This window comes from Cupriavidus gilardii (assembly GCF_008801915.1).
Lineage (GTDB): Bacteria > Pseudomonadota > Gammaproteobacteria > Burkholderiales > Burkholderiaceae > Cupriavidus > Cupriavidus gilardii.
Genome location: NZ_VZOV01000002.1, coordinates 137,779 through 157,522 on the forward strand (window position 1 = coordinate 137,779; position 19,744 = coordinate 157,522).

Annotated in this window: 19 protein-coding genes; 4 read left to right on the plus strand and 15 right to left on the minus strand. The window is 67.6% G+C overall.

The features are described 5' to 3' along the window. The first annotated feature begins 195 nt into the window (after positions 1-195). Positions 196-702 carry a TM2 domain-containing protein gene (locus tag F7Q96_RS03420; RefSeq protein WP_053821333.1) on the plus strand — a complete coding sequence of 169 codons (507 nt, stop codon included), beginning with the start codon at positions 196-198 and terminating at the stop codon, positions 700-702. A gap of 141 nt (positions 703-843) precedes the next feature. Then, positions 844-1,059 carry a hypothetical protein gene (locus tag F7Q96_RS03425; protein WP_053821332.1) on the plus strand — a complete coding sequence of 72 codons (216 nt, stop codon included), beginning with the start codon at positions 844-846 and terminating at the stop codon, positions 1,057-1,059. 1 nt (position 1,060) lies between these two features. Here F7Q96_RS03425 and phaZ read toward each other — a convergent pair whose 3' ends face one another. From phaZ to F7Q96_RS03440, 3 genes are all read right to left on the minus strand, one after another. After that, positions 1,061-2,284, minus strand: coding sequence for a polyhydroxyalkanoate depolymerase (phaZ, locus tag F7Q96_RS03430; protein ID WP_053821331.1), 1,224 nt, complete (start codon positions 2,282-2,284; stop codon positions 1,061-1,063). Between the two features lie 122 nt (positions 2,285-2,406). Beyond that, positions 2,407-3,585 carry a PA0069 family radical SAM protein gene (locus F7Q96_RS03435; protein ID WP_053823021.1) on the minus strand — a complete coding sequence of 393 codons (1,179 nt, stop codon included), beginning with the start codon at positions 3,583-3,585 and terminating at the stop codon, positions 2,407-2,409. An 85-nt stretch (positions 3,586-3,670) separates the two neighbouring features. Then, complete coding sequence (locus tag F7Q96_RS03440) at positions 3,671-4,174, minus strand: Lrp/AsnC ligand binding domain-containing protein (RefSeq protein ID WP_053821330.1); 504 nt, start codon at positions 4,172-4,174, stop codon at positions 3,671-3,673. 108 nt (positions 4,175-4,282) lie between these two features. On the opposite strand from F7Q96_RS03440, the gene F7Q96_RS03445 reads away from it, so the two are divergent. Continuing rightward, positions 4,283-5,575, plus strand: coding sequence for a D-amino acid dehydrogenase (locus F7Q96_RS03445; RefSeq protein ID WP_053821329.1), 1,293 nt, complete (start codon positions 4,283-4,285; stop codon positions 5,573-5,575). Positions 5,576-5,641: 66 nt separating this feature from the next. On the opposite strand, the gene F7Q96_RS03450 is transcribed toward F7Q96_RS03445, so the two are convergent. The 8 genes from F7Q96_RS03450 to F7Q96_RS03485 form a co-directional block, all read right to left on the minus strand. Then, entirely contained in the window at positions 5,642-7,426 is a 1,785-nt protein-coding gene (locus F7Q96_RS03450; protein WP_053821328.1) for an acyl-CoA dehydrogenase, read from the minus strand. 179 nt (positions 7,427-7,605) lie between these two features. Next, the gene (locus F7Q96_RS03455) at positions 7,606-8,541 is read right to left on the minus strand and encodes an electron transfer flavoprotein subunit alpha/FixB family protein (protein WP_053821327.1); all 936 of its coding nucleotides are present in this window, start codon (positions 8,539-8,541) and stop codon (positions 7,606-7,608) included. A gap of 20 nt (positions 8,542-8,561) precedes the next feature. Continuing rightward, on the minus strand, positions 8,562-9,311 hold the full coding sequence (locus F7Q96_RS03460) for an electron transfer flavoprotein subunit beta/FixA family protein (protein ID WP_053821326.1): 750 nt from the start codon (positions 9,309-9,311) through the stop codon (positions 8,562-8,564). Between the two features lie 235 nt (positions 9,312-9,546). Beyond that, a complete protein-coding gene (locus tag F7Q96_RS03465) occupies positions 9,547-10,344 on the minus strand; it encodes a MetQ/NlpA family ABC transporter substrate-binding protein (protein ID WP_053821325.1) in 798 nt (265 codons plus the stop codon). Positions 10,345-10,439: 95 nt separating this feature from the next. Further along, on the minus strand, positions 10,440-11,093 hold the full coding sequence (locus F7Q96_RS03470) for a methionine ABC transporter permease (RefSeq protein ID WP_053821324.1): 654 nt from the start codon (positions 11,091-11,093) through the stop codon (positions 10,440-10,442). Next, positions 11,083-12,117, minus strand: a complete 1,035-nt coding sequence (locus F7Q96_RS03475) for a methionine ABC transporter ATP-binding protein (protein ID WP_053821323.1) — start codon at positions 12,115-12,117, stop codon at positions 11,083-11,085. Before F7Q96_RS03475 ends, F7Q96_RS03470 begins: the two co-directional genes overlap by 11 nt. A gap of 177 nt (positions 12,118-12,294) precedes the next feature. After that, positions 12,295-13,101 carry an enoyl-CoA hydratase gene (locus F7Q96_RS03480; RefSeq protein WP_053821322.1) on the minus strand — a complete coding sequence of 269 codons (807 nt, stop codon included), beginning with the start codon at positions 13,099-13,101 and terminating at the stop codon, positions 12,295-12,297. A 57-nt stretch (positions 13,102-13,158) separates the two neighbouring features. Beyond that, a complete protein-coding gene (locus tag F7Q96_RS03485) occupies positions 13,159-14,082 on the minus strand; it encodes a histone deacetylase family protein (RefSeq protein WP_053821321.1) in 924 nt (307 codons plus the stop codon). Positions 14,083-14,284: 202 nt separating this feature from the next. Between F7Q96_RS03485 and mltB the strand changes: the two genes are divergently transcribed. Continuing rightward, complete coding sequence (gene mltB / locus F7Q96_RS03490; RefSeq protein WP_053821320.1) at positions 14,285-15,397, plus strand: lytic murein transglycosylase B; 1,113 nt, start codon at positions 14,285-14,287, stop codon at positions 15,395-15,397. Between the two features lie 66 nt (positions 15,398-15,463). Here mltB and cysM read toward each other — a convergent pair whose 3' ends face one another. The 4 genes from cysM to rfaD form a co-directional block, all read right to left on the minus strand. After that, positions 15,464-16,366, minus strand: coding sequence for a cysteine synthase CysM (gene cysM, locus F7Q96_RS03495; protein WP_053821319.1), 903 nt, complete (start codon positions 16,364-16,366; stop codon positions 15,464-15,466). 111 nt (positions 16,367-16,477) lie between these two features. Beyond that, a complete protein-coding gene (locus tag F7Q96_RS03500; protein WP_053821318.1) occupies positions 16,478-17,776 on the minus strand; it encodes a solute carrier family 23 protein in 1,299 nt (432 codons plus the stop codon). Positions 17,777-18,122: 346 nt separating this feature from the next. Continuing rightward, a complete protein-coding gene (locus F7Q96_RS03505; protein ID WP_053821317.1) occupies positions 18,123-18,509 on the minus strand; it encodes a ComEA family DNA-binding protein in 387 nt (128 codons plus the stop codon). A gap of 231 nt (positions 18,510-18,740) precedes the next feature. Next, positions 18,741-19,736 carry an ADP-glyceromanno-heptose 6-epimerase gene (rfaD, locus tag F7Q96_RS03510; protein ID WP_053821316.1) on the minus strand — a complete coding sequence of 332 codons (996 nt, stop codon included), beginning with the start codon at positions 19,734-19,736 and terminating at the stop codon, positions 18,741-18,743. Positions 19,737-19,744 lie beyond the last annotated feature (8 nt).

The window sequence follows — 19,744 nt, forward strand, 5'->3', positions numbered from 1 at the left end:
TGCTGCAAGACAGGTCATTGCAGGTTTTGCACCAGCGCCCCGGGCCGGTGATCGGATCAACGATCCACCGGCCTTCCAACGGGTCATCGAAGCGGGCGGTGCGGCGTACAATGTGCGCTGCACTGCCCGCTTCTACCGTATGGCCGCGTCTGAGTCTGCTTCCTGGCAGATTCTCCCTTCCTCATGTCCACGCCCATGTCCGCCGCTCCGTCCTCCGCCTCGTCCGCCTCTCCCGCCATTGCCGCCGGCATGGGCCGCGCGCCGATGCGCAAGTCCAAGCTGCTGACCGTTGCGCTGGCGTTCCTGCTCGGCAGCCTCGGCGCCCACCGCTTCTATCTGGGCGGGCTGCGCGACCGCTATGGCTGGCTGCACCTGCTGGCCACGCTGGCTGGCGCGCTCGGCATCGCTTCCATGGTGCTGCACGCCGGCTCGCCGGCGCTGAACTGGACCTTCGCGGTCGCCGGCGGCGCCTCGGTGATCAGCGCCTTCCTGGCGGCCATCGTCTATGGGCTGCGGCCGGACGAGCGTTGGGACGCGCGCTTCAATCCGGACGGCGAACCGACCCGCTCCGGCTGGCCCGTCGTGATCCTGGTGATCCTGTCGCTGCTGATCGGCACCGGCCTGCTGATGGCAGGACTGGCCATCAGCTTCCAGACCTTCTTCGAGTCGCAGGTCGAAGCGGCGCGCGAGCTGTCGCAATAGCGCGGAACGACATTGCCGCGGCGGACATCGCAGCCGTGCGCGTGCGCCGTTCGTTTTGCTGATCCACGTCAACCCCATTGCGCCGTTCGTCGACCATACTGAACGCGATGTTTGCAAGGTCGGTGAACTCCAGGAGTGGACATGAACGTTCCCAGCTATGAAGTGGGCCGGGTGGCCGCGTTGACCGTCAGACTGATGCGCGCGTCCGGCCTGTCGCACGACGACGCGGTCGCCGCGCTGGACCTGGCCTGCAGGATGATGGACGACGACATGGCGCCGCGATCGGCCGGCCCGGTGCGGGCAGGCGCGGTGCGGCCCCATGCCGCGGCGAACCCTGTGCGGCCCGGCCGGCAATGAACTAGGCCGCCGCGAGCCAGCGGCGCACCGCGGGATGCACCGTCTCGCGCCAGCGTGCGCCGCTGAACAGACCATAGTGGTCGCAACGTTCGATCGTCAGCCGTTCGCGGCATCGTGTCGGCAGGCCGCTGCACAGGCCCTGCGCAGCATGCGTCTGTCCGGGCCCGGAAATGTCGTCGCGCTCGGCCTCGACGGTCAGCAGGCGGGTTCGCCGCAGACTGTCGGGACGCACCATCTCGCCGGCAACCCGCCACGCGCCCTTGGGCAGCAGCATCTGCTGGAACACCACGCGCAGCGTGTCGAAGAAGAATTCCGCGGTCATGTCGAGCACGGCACCGTATTGCGCGACGGCACGCTCGATCTCGCGCGCGGTATCCGCATCCACGGCCTGGCGCCGGCATAGCCAGTCGAACATCAGCGTCGCGTGCCGGTCCGGCTGCGCCGCGACCAGCGCCGGATATTGCAGGAAGCCCGGATAGATGCGCCGCCCCGCACCGGCATAGCCGCTGGGCACCACATCGATCGCGGTCGCCTCGAGCCACGGCAGCGACAGCGTGGCGGCGACGCGATCGAGCGTGGTGGGCCCGAGCCGCGGATCGATCGGCCCGCCCATCAGCGTCAGCGTCGCCGGCTCGGCGCCATCGGCTTGCGCGACGCGCGAGACCGCGGCCAGCACCGGCACCGTCGCCTGGCAGACCGCAAGCACATGCAGACCGGCGGGATCGAGCTGACGGATGAAGCGCTCCACCAGCAGCACGTAATCGTCAAGGCCGAAGGCGCCGGCTTCACGCGGCACATCGCGCGCATCGGCCCAGTCGGTGACGTAGACGTCCGCATGCGGCAGCAATGCCGCGACGGTATCGCGCATCAGCACCGCGCGATGGCCGGCCAGCGGCGCGCACAGCAGCACGCGCGCGCGCGGCTTGCGGCGGGACGGCGAAGGACACTGGAATGCCCGCAGCGTGCAGAACGGCGTCACGGCTACCGTGCTCTCGCTGACCGGCTTGCGCATGCCATCTACCTCGATGTCATCGAAGTCGAAACGGGCCGTGCCGAACGGCGCGAGCCAGGTCTGGAACCAGCGGTAGCAGTGTTCGAAACGGCGGCGGTGCGTGGCCGCGGCCAGCGGATACGGCCCGGCAGCGAGCGCCTGCTGGGTCAGCTCGCCCCACATCACGACCGGATCGAAGGCCGCGCGGCCGCCGTGCTGCATCAGATGGATCATGGCTTCCCCAAGGCGACGCCGAGATGGCCGGCAGCGCGACCGCACCGCAGGCGGCGGCGGCGGGCGCGGCGGATCGAACAGCCATTATGGACAGCGGGTCGCACTTGTACAAACCCGCAGGTTCAGAACAGCGAACCTTGTGCGTCGTCCTGTTGCTTGCGGGGACCCCGTGCGCCGCGGCGCATGCCGGCGGGCGGCGCGGGCGGGACAAACTGCGAGGTATCCAGATCGAAGCGGTGATAGCGAAAGCCGAGGCGATCGGCGGCCTTGTGGAAGCGCTGGCGCATCAGGTCCGCCCAGACCCCGGTGCCGCGCATGCGGGTCGAGAAATCCGCATCGTAATCCTTGCCGCCACGCATCTCGCGGACGCGATTCATCACGCGCTCGGCCCGGTCGGGGAAATGCGCCTCCAGCCATTGCTGGAACAGTGGCGCGACCTCCCACGGCAGGCGCAGCACGATGTAGTTCGCATAGACCGCGCCGGCCTCGCGCGCCGCCTCCAGAATGCGCTCCAGATCGGGCTCGGTGATGAAGGGAATGACCGGCGCCACGCTGACCGCGACCGGAATGCCGGCCTCCGACAGCGTGCGGATCGTCCGCAGCCGTCGCGACGGCGTGGCCGCGCGCGGCTCCAGCGTGCGTGCGATCTCGGCATCGAGCGTCGTGATCGTGATCGCGGCGACCGCGAGCCGCCGGGCGGCCATCGGCGCCAGCAGATCGATGTCGCGCTCGATCAGCGACGACTTGGTGATCAGCGCGACCGGATGGTGGCATTCGTGCAGCACCTCCAGCACCTGGCGCGTGATGCGCTGGGTCCGCTCGATCGGTTGATAGGCGTCGGTGTTGACGCCCAGCGCGATCAGCTCGCATCGGTAGGACGGCCGCGACAGCGTCTCGCGCAGCCGCTCGGCGGCATTGGCCTTGGCGAACAGCTGCGTCTCGAAGTCCAGCCCCGGCGACAGGTCGAGATAGGCGTGCGTCGGACGCGCGAAGCAATAGATGCAGCCATGCTCGCAACCGCGATAGGGATTCAGCGAGACGCCGAACGGAATGTCCGGCGACGAATTCCGGCTGAGGATGGAGCGGGCCTGCTCCTGCGTGACGCGGGTGATCAGCTTCGGCGGGGCCGGTTCGGCGGCGGCGCCTTCCCGGCTCTCGCCACCCGCGGCGGCCTCGTGCTCGCCGATGTCGGCCGGACCCCAGCCATCGTCAAAGGGCTCGCGGGTATCCCGCTCGAAACGCCCCTGCAGATTGCTGACGGCACCACGCCCCTTCAGCGGTCGAGGCGGTGGCCGCAGCATCGCCGGCTCGGCGGCGGCGTCATCCGCCGTCCGGCCCGCTTCGCGAGAGCCGGTGTGGCGTCCCTTGCGCGCGTTGTCCTTCATCTCATGCAGGCTGGCTCTTCTCGTCGACGGGGATGGCCAGCGTCTCCTTGATCTCTTCCATCACGACATAACTCTTGGACTGGGCGGCACCTGGTAGTTGCAGCAGGATGTCGCCGAGCAGCCGGCGATATTCGCCGATCTCGCGGATGCGCGCCTTGATCAGGTAGTCGAAATCGCCCGACACCAGATGACACTCCATCACCTCGGGAATGCGCAGCACCTCGCGCCGGAACTGCTCGAACATGTTGCCGGCCTTGTTGTTCAGCGTGATCTCGACGAAGACCAGCAGCGCGCTGCCCAGCAGGGCCGGATTCAGGCGGGCGTAATAGCCCATGATGACACCGTCGCGCTCCATCCGCTTGACCCGCTCGATGCACGGCGTGATGGTCAGCCCGACCGCCTCGGCGAGGTCTTTCATCGAGATGCGGCCATCGGCCTGCAGCACGGCGAGAATGCGGCGGTCGAGGCGATCCAGGCCGCGTACCGGCTGGCGGGTCGTTCTCATGATTTTTTCCTTTTTTGGGGAAATTTTCGGTAATTATGACTGGTTTGATTGCAATACCATAGCGGATATACCTTCATAAAACCGACATCCTGGTTGGGGTCCATCGCAATGCGTGTTCTCGTTCTTGGCAGTGGCGTGATCGGCGTGACCAGCGCCTGGTATCTGGCCCGTGCCGGCCATCAGGTCACCGTGATCGATCGCGAAGCGGCGCCGGCGCTCGGCACCAGCTTTGCCAATGCCGGCCAGATCTCCCCCGGCTATGCCTCGCCGTGGGCGGCGCCCGGCGTGCCGCTGAAGGCCATCAAATGGATGTTCCAGCAGCATGCGCCGCTGTCGATCCGGCCCGACGGCACGCTGTTCCAGCTGCAATGGATGTGGCAGATGCTGATGAACTGCAGCGCCGACCGCTACGCGGTCAACAAGGAGCGCATGGTGCGGCTGGCCGAATACAGCCGCGACTGCATCCGCGCGCTGCGCGCCGAAACCGGCATCGCCTACGAGGGCCGGCAGCAAGGCACGCTGCAGGTGTTCCGCACCGACGAGCAGCTCGAAGGCGCGGCCAGGGACATTGCCGTGCTCGAGGAAGCCGGCGTGCCCTATCAATTGCTGTCGCGCGAGGATCTCGCCGCGAGCGAACCGGCGCTGGCCGCGGTCAGCCACAAGCTGACCGGCGGCCTGCGCCTGCCCAACGACGAAACCGGCGACTGCCAGCTGTTTACCCAACGGCTGGCGGCCATGGCCGAGGGCCTGGGCGTGCAGTTCCTGTACAACCGGTCGATCGACAGCCTGATGACCCAGGGCACCGCGGTGACCGGCGCCATCGTCGGCGGCGAGCCGATCTTCGCCGATGCCGTGGTGGTCGCGCTGGGCAGCTGGTCGACGCCGTTCATCAAGGACTTCGTGCGCATTCCGGTCTATCCGCTGAAGGGGTTCTCGATCACCGTGCCGATGACCGACGCCGCGCGCAGCCCGGTGTCGACGGTGCTGGACGAGACCTACAAGGTCGCGATCACCCGCTTCGACGACCGCATCCGCGTCGGCGGCATGGCGCAGATCGTCGGCTATGACCGTTCGCTCGATCCGGCCAAGCGCCGCACGCTGGAACACGTGGTGACGGACCTGTTCCCGGGCGCCGGCGACGTGGCGCGCGCCTCGTTCTGGACCGGCCTGCGCCCGATGACGCCGGACGGCACGCCGATCGTCGGCCCGACGCCGGTCAAGGGGCTATGGCTCAATACCGGCCACGGCACGCTGGGCTGGACCATGGCCTGCGGCTCCGGCAAGCTGCTCGCCGACCTGGTGTCCGGCGCCTCGCCCGCGATCCGCGCGGACGATCTGTCGGTGGCGCGCTATCTGCAGCAGACGGCCCGGCAGCCGGCACCGCGTCCGGCCACGGCCTGAGAAAAGACTGCGCAAAAAAAAGACGGCCACCCGGCCGTCTTTTTTTTGCCTCCACCTCCGCCGCCGTCAGAACTGCGCCTCGCTCAGTGCCAGCGCCGCCGGTGCGCCGGCCACGATCGCATCGCGAATGCCGCCGGCCTGCGACAGCACGTGCTCGGCGAAGAAATGCGCGGTAGCGATCTTGGCCTCGTGGAAGGCCGGGTCCTCGGCACGCCGCGCGTCGGCGGCCAGCATCGCGCGCCCGAGCTGCCAGCCCGAGAACACGATGCCGCACAGCTTCAGATACGGCACGCTGCCGGCAAATGCCGCGTTGGGATCGGTCTTGCCATTGGCCACGATGAAGTCGAGCGCCTGCTCCAGCGCGGCACGGCCCCTGGCCAGCTGCGCCTGCATCGCGGCGAACGGCGCGCCGCCGTGCGCGGCCAGCGCGGCCTCGGTCTCGGCAATTCGCGCGCAGATGCCGCGCGCGACCGCACCGCCATCGCGCACCGTCTTGCGGCCGACCAGATCGTTGGCCTGGATCGCGGTGGTGCCCTCGTAGATCGGCAAAATGCGCGCATCGCGATAATGCTGCGCCGCGCCGGTCTCCTCGATGAAGCCCATGCCGCCGTGGACCTGCACACCCAGGCTGGTCACGTCGATCGACAGCTCGGTGCTCCAGCCCTTGATCACCGGCACCAGGAATTCGTAGAACGCCTGGTGTTCGCGGCGTACCGCCTCGTCCGGATGCTGGTGCGCGGTATCGCAGGCCGCCGCGCCGACGTAGGCCAGCGCCCGCGCCCCTTCGGTCAGCGCGCGCATCGTCATCAGCATGCGCCTGACGTCCGGATGATGGATGATCGTGACCGCCTGCCGGGCCGAACCGTCGACCGGGCGGCTCTGCACGCGCTCGCGGGCATAGGCCACGGCCTGCTGATAGGCGCGCTCGGACACCGCGATGCCCTGCATGCCGACCGAGAAGCGGGCCGCATTCATCATGATGAACATGTACTCGAGGCCGCGGTTCTCCTCTCCGACCAGCGTGCCGATCGCGCCGCCGTGGTCGCCGAACTGCAGCACCGCGGTCGGGCTGGCCTTGATGCCCAGCTTGTGCTCGATCGACACGCAATGCACGTCGTTGCGCGCGCCCAGCGAGCCGTCCTGGTTGACCAGGAACTTCGGCACGATGAACAGCGAGATGCCCTTGACGCCTTCCGGTGCATTCGGCGTCCGCGCGAGCACGAGATGGACGATGTTCTCGGCCATGTCGTGCTCGCCGTAGGTGATGAAGATCTTGGTGCCGAACAGCTTGTAGGTGCCGTCGCCCTGCGGCTCGGCGCGCGTGCGCACCGCCGCCAGGTCCGAACCGGCCTGCGGCTCCGTCAGGTTCATCGTGCCGGTCCACTGGCCCGAGATCAGCTTGGGCAGGAAGACCTGGCGCTGCGCGTCGCTGCCGGCGGTCAGCAGTGCCTCGATGGCGCCGTCGGTCAGCAGCGGGCACAGCGCGAACGACAGGTTGGCCGAATTCAGCATCTCGTTGCAGGCGGTGGCGATCAGCTTGGGCAGACCCTGGCCGCCGAATTCCTGCGGATGCAGCACGCCCTGCCAGCCGCCCTCGCCGAACTGGCGGAACGCCTCGCGAAATCCCGGCGTGGTGGTGACCGCGCCGTCCTTCCAGCTGCTCGGCTCGATGTCGCCGGCGCGGTTCAGCGGCGCGATCACCTGCTCGGTGAACTTGGCCGCTTCCTCGAGCACCGCCTGCGCGGTGTCGGCCGTCGCTTCCTCGAAGCCTGGCAGCTGGCTGATGGCATCCAGCCCGGCCAGTTCGTTGATCGCGAACAGCATGTCCTTGAGCGGGGCGCGGTAGGTCATCGAAGTCTCCGTTATCGCAATGGGTCGCTGCAGCCTGCTGACTGCGACCGTTCGATGCAGCGTATAAAAAAGCCGCTCGCGGGCGGGCCCGGAACGGCTTGTCTTGGCTTTTCCTTTTTCTTGTGCTGGCCGGCTTCGTCCTGCCGCGGCACCGGGCGGCGCCGCGGCAGGGCCTGCGATCAGCCCAGCGCCGCCACCAGCTCCGGCACCACGGTGTTCAGGTCGCCCACCAGGCCGTAGTCGGCGACCGAGAAGATCGGCGCCTCGGCGTCCTTGTTGATCGCGACGATCACCTTGGAGTCCTTCATGCCGGCCAGATGCTGGATCGCGCCCGAGATACCGACGGCGATATACAGCTGGGGCGCGACGATCTTGCCGGTCTGGCCGACCTGGTAGTCGTTCGGCACGAAGCCGGCGTCCACCGCCGCGCGCGAGGCGCCCAGCGCGGCGCCCAGCTTGTCGGCCAGCGGCGTCAGCACCTTGGTGTAGTTCTCGCCCGAGCCCACGCCACGGCCGCCCGACACGATGATCTTGGCGGCGGTCAGTTCGGGGCGATCGCTCTTGGTCACTTCACGCGACACGAATTGCGAGATGCCGGCATCGGCCACGGCGGGCACGGTGTCGACCGAGGCCGAACCGCCTTCCGCGGCGGCCGGATCGAAGGCGGTGCCGCGCACGGTGATCACCTTGGTCTTGTCCGACGACTTGACCGTGGCGATCGCGTTGCCGGCATAGATCGGGCGCTCGAAGGTGTCCGGGCCGTCGACCTTGGTGATGTCCGACAGCTGGGCCACGTCCAGCTTGGCGGCGACGCGCGGCAGCACGTTCTTGCCGTAGGCGGTGGCCGGCGCCAGGATGTGGCTGTAGTCGCTGGCGATCGCCAGCACCTGCTCGGCGACGTTCTCGGCCAGGCCTTCGCCGAAGTACGGCGCGTCGGCCAGCAGCACCTTGGTGACGCCGGCGATCTTCGCGGCGGCCTCGGCGGCGGCCTGGGCGTTGGCGCCTGCCACCAGCACGTGGACGTCGCCGCCGCACTGGGCCGCGGCGGTCACGGTATTCAGGGTCGCGCCCTTGATCGATTGATTGTCGTGTTCAGCAATGACGAGTGCAGTCATGTTCGTATCTCCTGGCGCGCTTAGATGACCTTGGCTTCGTTCTTGAGCTTCTGCACCAGCGTCGCGACGTCCGGCACCATCACGCCCGCGCTGCGCTTGGGCGGCTCGACGACCTTCAGCGTCTGCAGACGCGGCGCCACGTCGACGCCCAGGTCTTCCGGCTTCACGGTTTCCAGCGGCTTCTTCTTGGCCTTCATGATGTTCGGCAGCGTGACATAGCGCGGCTCGTTCAGGCGCAGGTCGGTGGTCACCACCGCCGGCAGCTTGACCGACAGCGTTTCGAGGCCGCCGTCGACTTCGCGGGTCACCGAGGCCTTGCCATCCGCGATCACGACCTTCGAGGCGAAGGTCGCCTGCGGCAGGCCGGCCAGCGCGGCCACCATCTGGCCGGTCTGGTTGGAGTCGTCGTCGATCGCCTGCTTGCCCAGGATCACCAGCTGCGGCTGCTCCTTGTCGATCAGCGCCTTCAGCAGCTTGGCCACGGCCAGCGGCTGCAGGTCTTCGCTGCTCTCGACCAGGATGCCGCGGTCGGCGCCGATCGCCATCGCGGTGCGCAGCGTTTCCTGGCATTGCGCCACGCCGCAGGAGACCGCCACGACCTCGGTGGCCACGCCGGCTTCCTTCAAGCGGACCGCCTCTTCCACGGCGATCTCGTCGAACGGGTTCATGCTCATCTTCACGTTGGCCAGGTCGACGCCCGAGCCATCGGACTTCACACGGACCTTGACGTTGTAGTCAACCACGCGCTTGACTGCGACGAGTACTTTCATGCGCTCACTCCACTGATTGTCAGAAATTTGGTTCGCTCGCCATTATAACCACCGGGTCGGCGGCGCCCGGAATTTTCGAACGACCGTACTATTTTATAGGCAAAGAATTGCCGGGCATAGCCCGGCAAGCGATCTGGTGACCCGTATTGTGCCGCAGAAAACCCATCGCGGCACAGCGCCAGCGGCCGGATTCGAGGTTTTGTTCGATACCCGGCCGTGACGCCCGGCTCGCGGCTTACCAGGCCGTGATCACCGAATCCTTGAAGGTCGTGGTCACGTACTGCTTGATCTCCGGCGAGTGATAGGCCTTGATCAGCTTGGCGACCCAAGGCTTGTTCTTGTCGGCCTCGCGCACGGCGATCAGGTTGGCGTACGGACCCTTCGGGCCTTCCATCGCGATCGCGTCCTTGGTCGGCGACAGGCCGGCCGATTCCGCGTAGTTGCCGTTGATCGCTGCGGCATCCAGGTCGTCCAGCGAGCGCGGCAGTTGCGCGGCGTCCAGTTCGACGATGCGCAGCTTCTTCGGATTCGCGACGATGTCCAGCGGCGTGGCCTTCAGGCCGGCGTCCGCGCGCAGCTTGATCACGCCCTTGCTCTGCAGCAGCAGCAGGCCGCGGCCGCCGTTGGTCGGGTCGTTGGGCACGCCGACGCGCGCACCTTGCTTGAGCTGGTCCAGCGACTTGATCTTCTTCGAGTAGACGCCCATCGGGAACGTGACGGTGTAGCCGACGTTGGCGAACTTGTAGCCGCGGTCCTTCATCTGGGCTTCGAGGTACGGCAGGTGCTGGTAGCTGTTGGCATCGAGATCGCCCGCAGCCAGCGCGGCGTTCGGCTGGATGTAGTCGCTGAACTCGACGACCTGGATATTGAGACCATCCTTGGCGGCGACCTTCTTGACCTGTTCCATGATCTGGGCGTGCGGACCACCGGTCACGCCGATCTTGATCGGCTTGTCCTGCGCCACCGCGGCGGTGGCGAGGCTGGCGCCGAGCGCGGCGCCGATGATCCATTGCAGCAGGCTACGACGTTGCATGTCTGACTTCCTTTGCGATGCGTTCTGGGTTGAGTCTGGGGTAAAGCAAAAATGAAACGGAAAACGAAACGATCCCGGCCGGTGCGACATGGCGCTCAGCGATGGCTGATCCGGCGGACCAGCCAGTCGCCGAAGCTCTGCACGGCCTGCACCAGCACGATCAGGATCAGCACCACGGCCACCATCACCTCGGTGATGTAGCGCTGGTAGCCATAGCGGATGCCGAGGTCGCCCAGGCCCCCGCCGCCGATCGCGCCGGCCATCGCCGAGTAGCCGACCAGGCTGACGAAGGTGATGGTCAGGCCGGCGACGATGCCGGGCATCGCCTCGGGCAGCAGCACCTTCCAGACGATCTGGCCGGTGCTGGCGCCCATCGATTGCGCCGCCTCGACCAGGCCCTTGTCGACCTCGCGCAGCGCGCTCTCGACCAGCCGCGCGATGAACGGAATCGCGGCGATCGTCAGCGGCACCACGGCCGCCGCGGTACCGATCGACGAGCCGGCGAGGAAACGGGTAAACGGAATCACCACCACCAGCAGGATGATGAACGGGATCGAGCGCACGGCGTTGACGACCACGCCGATCAGCCGGTTGAACAACGGGTGCGCCAGCGGGCCGCCGCGGTCGGTCAGATGCAGCACCACGCCGAGCGGCACGCCCAGCAGCGCGCCGATCACGCCCGAGATGCCGACCATCACCAGGGTCTCGCCCAGCGAGGTCACAAACAGGTCGAACAGCTCAGACCACATGCTCGTACTCCTCCACCACCACGCCCTGCTGCTGCAGGAATGCCATTGCCGCCCGGACGTTGTCGGTCTCGCCGGTGGCCATGATGGCCAGCGAGCCGAACGCCTGTCCCTGGATCTCGTCGATATGCCCGTGCAGGATGTTGAAGTCCAGCCCGTAGCGGCGGATCGCCTGCGCCAGCACCGGCTGGTCGACGCCCTCGCCGGTGAACGCGAGACGATAGACGTGGTCACGCCCGTTGCCGAGCCGGCTCTCGACGCGCTTGAGCACGCTCGGCGGCAGCTCCTGCGAGATCACGTCGCCGATCATTGCGCGCGTGACCGCATGCTGCGGCCGCAGGAAGACGTCGATGACCTGGCCCTGCTCGACCACGCAGCCGGCGTCGAGCACCGCGACGCGATCGCAGACCTGTTTGATGACCTCCATCTGGTGCGTGATCATCACGATGGTCAGCCCCAGGTCGCGGTTGATCTGCTTGAGCAGATCGAGAATGGAGCGCGTGGTTTCCGGGTCGAGCGCCGAAGTGGCCTCGTCCGACAGCAGCACCTTGGGCTTGCTGGCCAGCGCGCGCGCAATGCCGACGCGCTGCTTCTGCCCGCCGCTGATCTGCGCCGGATAACGATCCTTCAGCGCCGACAGGCCGACCAGGTCCAGCAGCGGCAGTACCGTCGCGGCGATCTCGTCGCGGCTCTTGCCGGCCAGCTCCAGCGGCAGCGCCACGTTGTCGTAGACGGTGCGCGAGGACAGCAGGTTGAAATGCTGGAAGATCATGCCGATGTCGCGGCGCGCCAGCCGCAGCGCCGACGCGTCGAGCGCGGTCAGGTCCTGCCCGGCGACGATCACGCGGCCGGCGGTCGGACGGTTCAGCAGATTGATGGCGCGCACCAGCGTACTCTTGCCGGCGCCGCTGCGGCCGATGATGCCGAAGACTTCGCCGGCCGCGATGGACAGGCTGACATCCCGCAAAGCGTGCACATCCCCGGTCGCACCGGGGAATCGCTGCGAGAGACCTTGCAGTTCGATCATGAGACAGAGCGAAAAGAAAACGGCAACAGCCGGGACGGGGTCTCCAGCGCTGCTGCCGCATTTATCGTTTTTGGATTAACGGGCTATTTTAAGCGATCCGCTTCTTACCAGAAACGACTTTTTGCCGATGTCTTTAGACGAAAAGGGAATAAGGCGCCCGCTCGGAGTGCCGGTATATCAACTCGAGCGCCAGGCCGGCGGCCGCTTGTCGATGAACGCCTGCACGCCCTCCAGCGCCGACTCGTCCATCATGTTGCACGCCATGGTCTGCCCGGCCAGCTGGTAGGCGGCCTCCACGCCCATTTCGAGCTGGCGGTAGAACAGGCCCTTGCCCGCGGCGATCGCCGCCGCGGGCTTCGCGCAGATGCTGGCGGCCAGCTTCGCCACCTCGCCGTCCAGCTCGGCGGCCGGCACCACACGGTTGACTAGGCCGCGTGACTGCGCTTCGTGGGCGCCGATCATCTCGCCGGTCAGCAGCATCTCCATCGCGTGCTTGCGATGCAGATTGCGCGACAGCGCCACGCCGGGAGTCGAGCAGAACAGACCGAGGTTGACGCCCGAGACCGCAAAGCGTGCGTCGTCGGCCGCGACCGCGAGGTCGCACATCGCCACCAGCTGGCAGCCGGCCGCGGTGGCGATGCCGTGCACGCGCGCGATCACCGGCTGCGGCATGCGCTGGATCGCCAGCATCATGCGCGTGCAGCGGTCGAACAGCCGGCGGTAGTAATCGTGGGAAGGCTGGGCGCGCATCTCGCGCAGATCGTGCCCGGCGCAGAAGGCCCGGCCCGCGCCGGCGAGCACCACGACCCGCACGGCGGGATCGGCGGCGATGCGGGTCAGCGCCTCGGTCACCGCGTCGATCAGCGCCTCGGACAGCGCATTGAAGGCGTCGGGACGTTGCAGCGTCAGGCGCAGCACGCCCGGGGCATCTTCGCTTTGCCTCAGCAGTACGCCGGCGGCTTGCGCGTGTTCCGATTCGGCCATGATGGTCTCCTGGTTTGCTGATCTGACATTGTCGTGCCGCGGTGGCCCCGCCGCGGCCTATTTCTCCAGCAGCACCTTCAGATGCGCCAGCACGCTGCGGCCCAGCGCGCTGAGGTTGTAGCCGCCTTCGAGGCAGCTGACGATGCGCCCCTGCGCGTGCTGCCGCGCCAGCGCCATCAGCTCCGTCGTGATCCAGGCGTAGTCCTGCTCCACGAGCCCCATCTGGCCCAGGTCGTCCTCGCGATGCGCGTCGAAGCCCGCCGAGATGAACAGCATCTGCGGGCGGAAGGCCTGCAGCCGCGGCATCCAGATCGTCTCGACCACCTCGCGCACCGCCATGCCGTTGGTATAGGCCGGCAGCGGAATATTGGCCATGTTGTTGGCGACGTGCTCGGTGCCGCTGTACGGGTAGAACGGATGCTGGAAAAAGCTGCACATCAGCACACGCTCGTCGCCGCGGAAGGCGGCCTCGGTGCCGTTGCCGTGATGCACGTCGAAGTCGATGATCGCCACGCGCTCGAGCCCGTGGGCGTCGAGCGCATGGCGGGCGGCGATCGCGACGTTGTTGTAGAAGCAGAAGCCCATCGCGCGATCGGGCTCGGCGTGGTGGCCGGGCGGCCGCACGCAGCAGAAGGCGTTCTCCAGTTCGCCGGCGATCACCGCGTCGGTCGCGGCCACCGCGGCACCCGCCGCATGCGTGGCCGCGGCCAGCGTATGCGCGTTCATCGCGGTATCGGGATCGATCGCATGGTAGCCGCTGGCGGGACTGGCCTGGTGCAGCCCGTCGACATAGCCGGGCAGGTGCACGCGCTCGATCTGCTCGCGGCTGGCGGCCGGCGCCTCGCGGCGGTCCAGCAGGCCGTCGATGCCGTGCGAGATCAGATGGTCTTCGATGGCGGTCAGACGTTCCGGGCACTCGGGATGGAAGTGACCCATCTCGTGCAGCAGGAATTCGGGATGCGTGTAGTAGCCGGTCGGCATGGGATGTTTCAGCGCGTTTATCGAGGCGTTGTTGGGCGCGTGGCGGGCACGCCGTCGGGGCGCGCCGCTGTCTCCATCCCCGTACGTTAGCACAGCGGATGGCCCGGCAACGCGGGCCCGCCTTCGCCGCCGGGTCGTATCGTCCCGTGATGTTTTGCGTCGGATGCGTCCGCTATACTCGGTCCGACTTGCAAAGGACACCATGACCGAACACACGCGTAACCTGCGCCGTCCGCTGCTGGGCGCCGCGCTCTGCTCCGTGGCGCTTGGCCTGTGCGGCGCCACCCCCTCGCTGCTGGCGGCCGGCAAGCGCCGCGTCAGCCTTCAGGAAGAAGAGATCGATCCCGGCCGCTATCGCAACGGCAGCAACCCGCAGGCGGCCGCCTTCATCGACGAGATGGTCGCCAGGCACGGCTTCTCGCGCGCGACCCTGAACGACTGGTTTGGACAGGCCGTCTACTCGGCCACGGTGGCGCGGCTGATCATGCCGCCGACCACGCCGGGCCGCAAAAGCTGGCGCGCCTACCGCTCGCGCTTCATCGAACCGATTCGCATCAATGCGGGCGTGCGCTTCTGGCAGCAGCACCGCGACACGCTGCGCCGCGCCGAAAGCGAATTCGGCGTGCCGGCCTCGGTCATCGTCGGCATCATCGGCGTCGAGACGATCTACGGACGGGACATGGGCAACTTCCGCGTGCTCGACTCGCTGTCGACGCTGGCCTTCGACTATCCCGATACGCCCAACCGTGCCAGCCGCTCGGCCATGTTCCGCGCGCAACTGCAGGACTACCTGCTGTGGTGCCGCGATACCCGTACCGACGTGTTCTCGGTGCTCGGCTCGTACGCGGGCGCGATCGGCATTCCGCAGTTCATGCCGACCAGCCTGCGCGAATACGCGACCGACTACGACCGCGACGGCCATATCGACCTGCGCAACAGCCCGGTCGACGCGATCGGCAGCGTCGGCCGCTTCCTGCAACTGCACGGATGGGAGGCCGGCCGGCCGGTGGTGTGGCGCCTGGCGCAGGACGAAGGCAGCCGCGGCATCGCGGCGGCCGCGGCGGACGGCGAACCGTGGCCGACGCGCACGCTCAATCAGCTGACGCGCGCCGGGCTGCGGCTGGACGAGCCGATCGACGTGGCGCGCGAAGGCGAGACCGGGGTGCTTGTGGTGGACCTGCCGACGCCCGATGCGCCCACCGACTACATGCTCGGGCTGCGCAACTTCTACGTGCTGACGCGCTACAACCGCAGCTTCTTCTACGCGCTGGCGGTCTATCAGCTGGGCGAGGCCGTCAAGGCGGCGATGGTGTAAGGACCAATGGTCGGGTCGGCGCCTGCCCCGCTTCTGGCGGACGGCGCCGGCCCTGGCCGACTCGGTTCAGGCGGGGAAAACGCCGGTCGACAGATAGCGGTCGCCGCGATCGCAGACGACAAACACGATCGTTGCGTCGCGGACCTCCTCGGCGATCCGCAGCGCCACGCACAGCGCGCCGGCGGCCGAGATACCGCAGAAGATGCCTTCCTCGCGCGCCATCCGGCGGGCCATGTGTTCGGCGTCGGCCTGGCTGACCGGCTCGGTGCGGTCGATATGGCGCGGATCGTAGATCTTCGGCATATAGGCTTCCGGCCATTTGCGGATGCCCGGAATACGCGAGCCTTCGGCCGGTTGCGCGCCGACGATCTGGATCGCCGGGTTCTGTTCCTTCAGATAGCGCGACACCCCGGTAATGGTGCCGGTGGTGCCCATCGCCGAGACGAAATGCGTGACGCGTCCTTCGGTGTCGCGCCAGATTTCGGGACCGGTGGTCTCGTAGTGGGACTGCGGATTATCGGGATTGGCGAACTGGTCGAGGATGATGCCCTTGCCGTCGCGCTCCATCGAATCGGCCAGATCGCGCGCGTATTCCATGCCGCCCTTGACCGGGGTCAGGATGATCTCGGCGCCGTAGGCCGCCATGCTCTGGCGGCGCTCCATGCTGAGGTCCTCGGGCATGATCAGCACCATCTTGTAGCCGCGGATCGCGGCGGCCATCGCCAGCGCGATGCCGGTATTGCCCGACGTCGCTTCGATCAGCGTGTCGCCGGGCTTGATGCGGCCGCGCGCTTCGGCACGCGCGATCATCGACAGCGCGGGGCGGTCCTTGACGGAGCCGGCGGGATTGTTGCCTTCGAGCTTGCCGAGAATCACATTGCCGCGCTCGGCGTTGGCGGCTCCGGGAATACGCTGCAGTTGCACCAGCGGCGTATTGCCGATGGTGTCTTCGATCGTCTTGTAGGCCATGATGGGGCGAGTCCAAATGTCGGCGCCCATTGTAATGCAGTCGTCATGACCCTGCCGCCAGCGCGGCGGCAAGCGCGGCGAGGCAGCTTGCGCGTGCCCCGCCCCGGTTCATCAGGCGCGCGCGCGCCCCTTGCCGAGCAGGTGATACAGCAGGATCGCGCCGAAGGTGGCGGTCCCGATGCCGCCCAGCGTCATGCCGCCGAAGCGCAGCGTCAGATCGCCGGCAGCGACCGTCAGCGTGGCGCCGACGGTGATCAGATTGCGCGAATCGGAGAAGTCGACGCGGTTCTCGACCCAGATCCGGCCCGCGGTGGCCGCGATCAGGCCGAACACGACGATGGTCAGGCCGCCGATCACCGGACCGGGAATGGTCAGGATCAGCGCACCGAACTTGGGCGAGAAGCCCAGCAGGATCGCCACCAGCGCGGCGACCACGAAGATCAGCGTCGAATAGATGCGCGTCACTGCCATCACGCCCATGTTCTCGGCATAGGTCGTCACGCCGGTACCGCCGCCGGCGGCCGACAGCATCGTCGCGACGCCGTCGCCGATAAAGGCGCGGCCGATATACGGGTCCAGATTGCGGCCGGTCATCACGCCGATCGCCTTGATATGGCCCAGGTTCTCCGCGACCAGCACGATCGCCACCGGCGCGATCAGCAGCATCGCGTTGAGCTCGAACACCGGCGTGGTGAAGGCCGGCAGGCCGAACCAGCTGGCGCTGGCGACGCCGGAGAAATCGATCGGCTTGCCCAGGCCGAACGCATTGGCGCAGACCCAGTAGGCCAGATAGCCGATCAGCCCGCCGATCAGCACGGGCAGCCGGCCGATCATGCCGGGCGCGCGCACCGCCACCAGCCCGACCGCGACCACCGTCAGCAGGCCGATCCAGGTATCGAGCGCGGCGGCGCTGACCGCCTTGACCGCAACCGGCGCCAGGTTCAGCCCGATCGCGGCGACGATGGCGCCGGTCACCACCGGCGGCATCAGCCGTTCGACCCAGCCATAGCCGGCGGCCTGCACCACCAGGCCGATCACGGTGTAAAGCAGGCCGGCGGCGATGATGCCGCCGAGCGCCAACGGAATATTCGGATTCGGGCCGCTGCCGGCATAGCCGGTGGCCGCGATCACGACGGCGATGAAGGCAAAGCTGGAACCGAGGTAGCTCGGCACGCGGCCGCGCACGCACAGGAAGAAGATCAGCGTGCCGATGCCCGAGAACAGGATCGCGATATTGGGGTTGAAGCCCATCAGGATCGGCGCGATCGCGGTCGAGCCGAACATCGCCACCACGTGCTGGATGCCGGCCAGCACGGTCTGCCCCGCGGGCAGCCGTTCATCGGGCGCGATCACGCCTTCGGTCTTCAGTGTCCAGCGCGGCAGGAATCCCGCCTCGTCGCCATTCGCCATCGTTGAGCTCCCGTTCTGAGGTGGCCGCTGGCGCGCCGCGCCCGGCCGTTTCTGGTGATGTGTTGGTGATGTGTTGTGGCCGGCAGCGCTTGCCGCGGCGGCGCGGCATGCGTTCCCCGGTGGCTCCCGGTCCGCGCATCGCGCGCCGCCAGCCCCCTTCGCTCTCCATCGAGAGACGAACGAGGCGCCCTGCCGCAGCGCCCGCATCATACTCCCTGGCCCAGGGCCTGCGAAGCGCCGCGGGATCCGATTGGCGGCGCCGCGACATTGCCGTGCCGCTCAGGCGTTAGCACGAGCCATACCAGCACAGGATGGCGGCATCGGCCGACGGCGGCCGCCAGGCCGCTCAGTGCGCGGCCTTGCTGGTCTTGCCGGAACCCTTGCCGGCCGGCGGGACTACCGCCGCGGTCGGTGCGGCAGCGGGCTGCTTGCCGCCCTTTGCCGCGGGAAGCGCCCCACCCTTGCCGATGTTCAATCCCTCGCCCTGCAGACGCACCACCGACTTCGGCCCCAGGCCCTTGACCCGCTCGACCAGATCGTTGGCGTCCTTGAACGCGCCCTGCTTGCCGCGCTCCTCGACGATGCGGCGCGCCATCGCCGGTCCGATTCCCTTGACCGTGGTCAGCGCCGCCTCGTCGGCACTGTTGACGTCGACAGCGGCCAGCGCGCTGCCGGCCGGCGCCATCGACATGCCCAGGCAGCATGCCAGCGCCAGCAAGGTTTGCTTGATCATGAACAGGCTCCTTCTCCGGTGACCGGAGTTCGGCTTCGTTGGCGATGCCCGGACGGGCATGCCGCCCCGCCGTCGCGACGGGGTAGGCCGAGAATAAGAGCCAGGGAGACAGGCGGCGCGCCGTGCAACAAAAGTTGACGCGATTCGAGCGGAAAGCGCGGCGCCGGTTTGCGGGGAAACGACAGCGGGGAAGCGGCCGCCGCCCGTCACAGAGTCGGGCGGCCGCCGGCTTCAGCCGCCGCGCTCGAGCAGCCAGCGGCAATAACGCGCGACGCCTTCCTCGACCGTATAGAACGGCGCGGTATAGCCGGCGCCGCGCAGGCGCGAGACGTCGGACTGCGTGAAGCACTGGTACTTGCCGCGCAGCGCATCGGGGAACTTGATGTATTCGATCAGCCCTTCCTGCTCCATCTCGTCCAGCGTCAGCGGCGGCTTGCCTTCCGCGCCGCGCAGCGTGTTGACCACGGTGGTCGCGATGTCGTTGAACGGCTGCGCGCGCCCAGTGCCGAGATTGAAGATGCCAGACTTCTCGGGATGATCGAGGAAGAACAGGTTGACCTTGACCACGTCCTCGACCGAGACGAAATCGCGGCTGTGGCCGCCCGGGCCATAGCCGCCGTATTCGCCGAACAGCTTGACGGTGCCGTCGGCGCGGAACTGGTTGAAGTTGTGGAAGGCCACCGAAGCCATGCGGCCCTTGTGCGCCTCGCGCGGACCATAGACGTTGAAGTAGCGGAACCCGACGATCTGCGAGTGGGCGTTCGGCAGCGTGCGCCGCACCAGCTGGTCGAACAGGAACTTCGAGTAGCCGTAGACGTTCAGCGGCTTCTCGTATTCGCGGTCTTCCTTGAAGGTCTGCGAGGCGCCGTAGGTCGCCGCCGACGACGCATAGAGAAACTGCACGCCCTGCTCCAGGCACGCTTGCATCAGCGCCTTGGTGTAGCGGTAGTTGTTCTCCATCATGTAGCGGCCGTCGGTCTCCATCGTGTCCGAACAGGCGCCCTCGTGGAAGATCGCGCGGACCTTGCCGAATTCGCCGCGCGCGAAGCGGTCCAGGAAGTCGGTCTTGTCCAGGTAGTCGGCGATCTCGCAATCGACCAGGTTGTGGAACTTGTCGGCGCGGGTCAGGTTGTCGACCGCGATGACGTTGTTCTCGCCGCGCTCGTTCAGCCCCTTGACGAGGTTGCTGCCGACGAAACCGGCGGCGCCGGTGACGATGATGGTCATGGTGAATC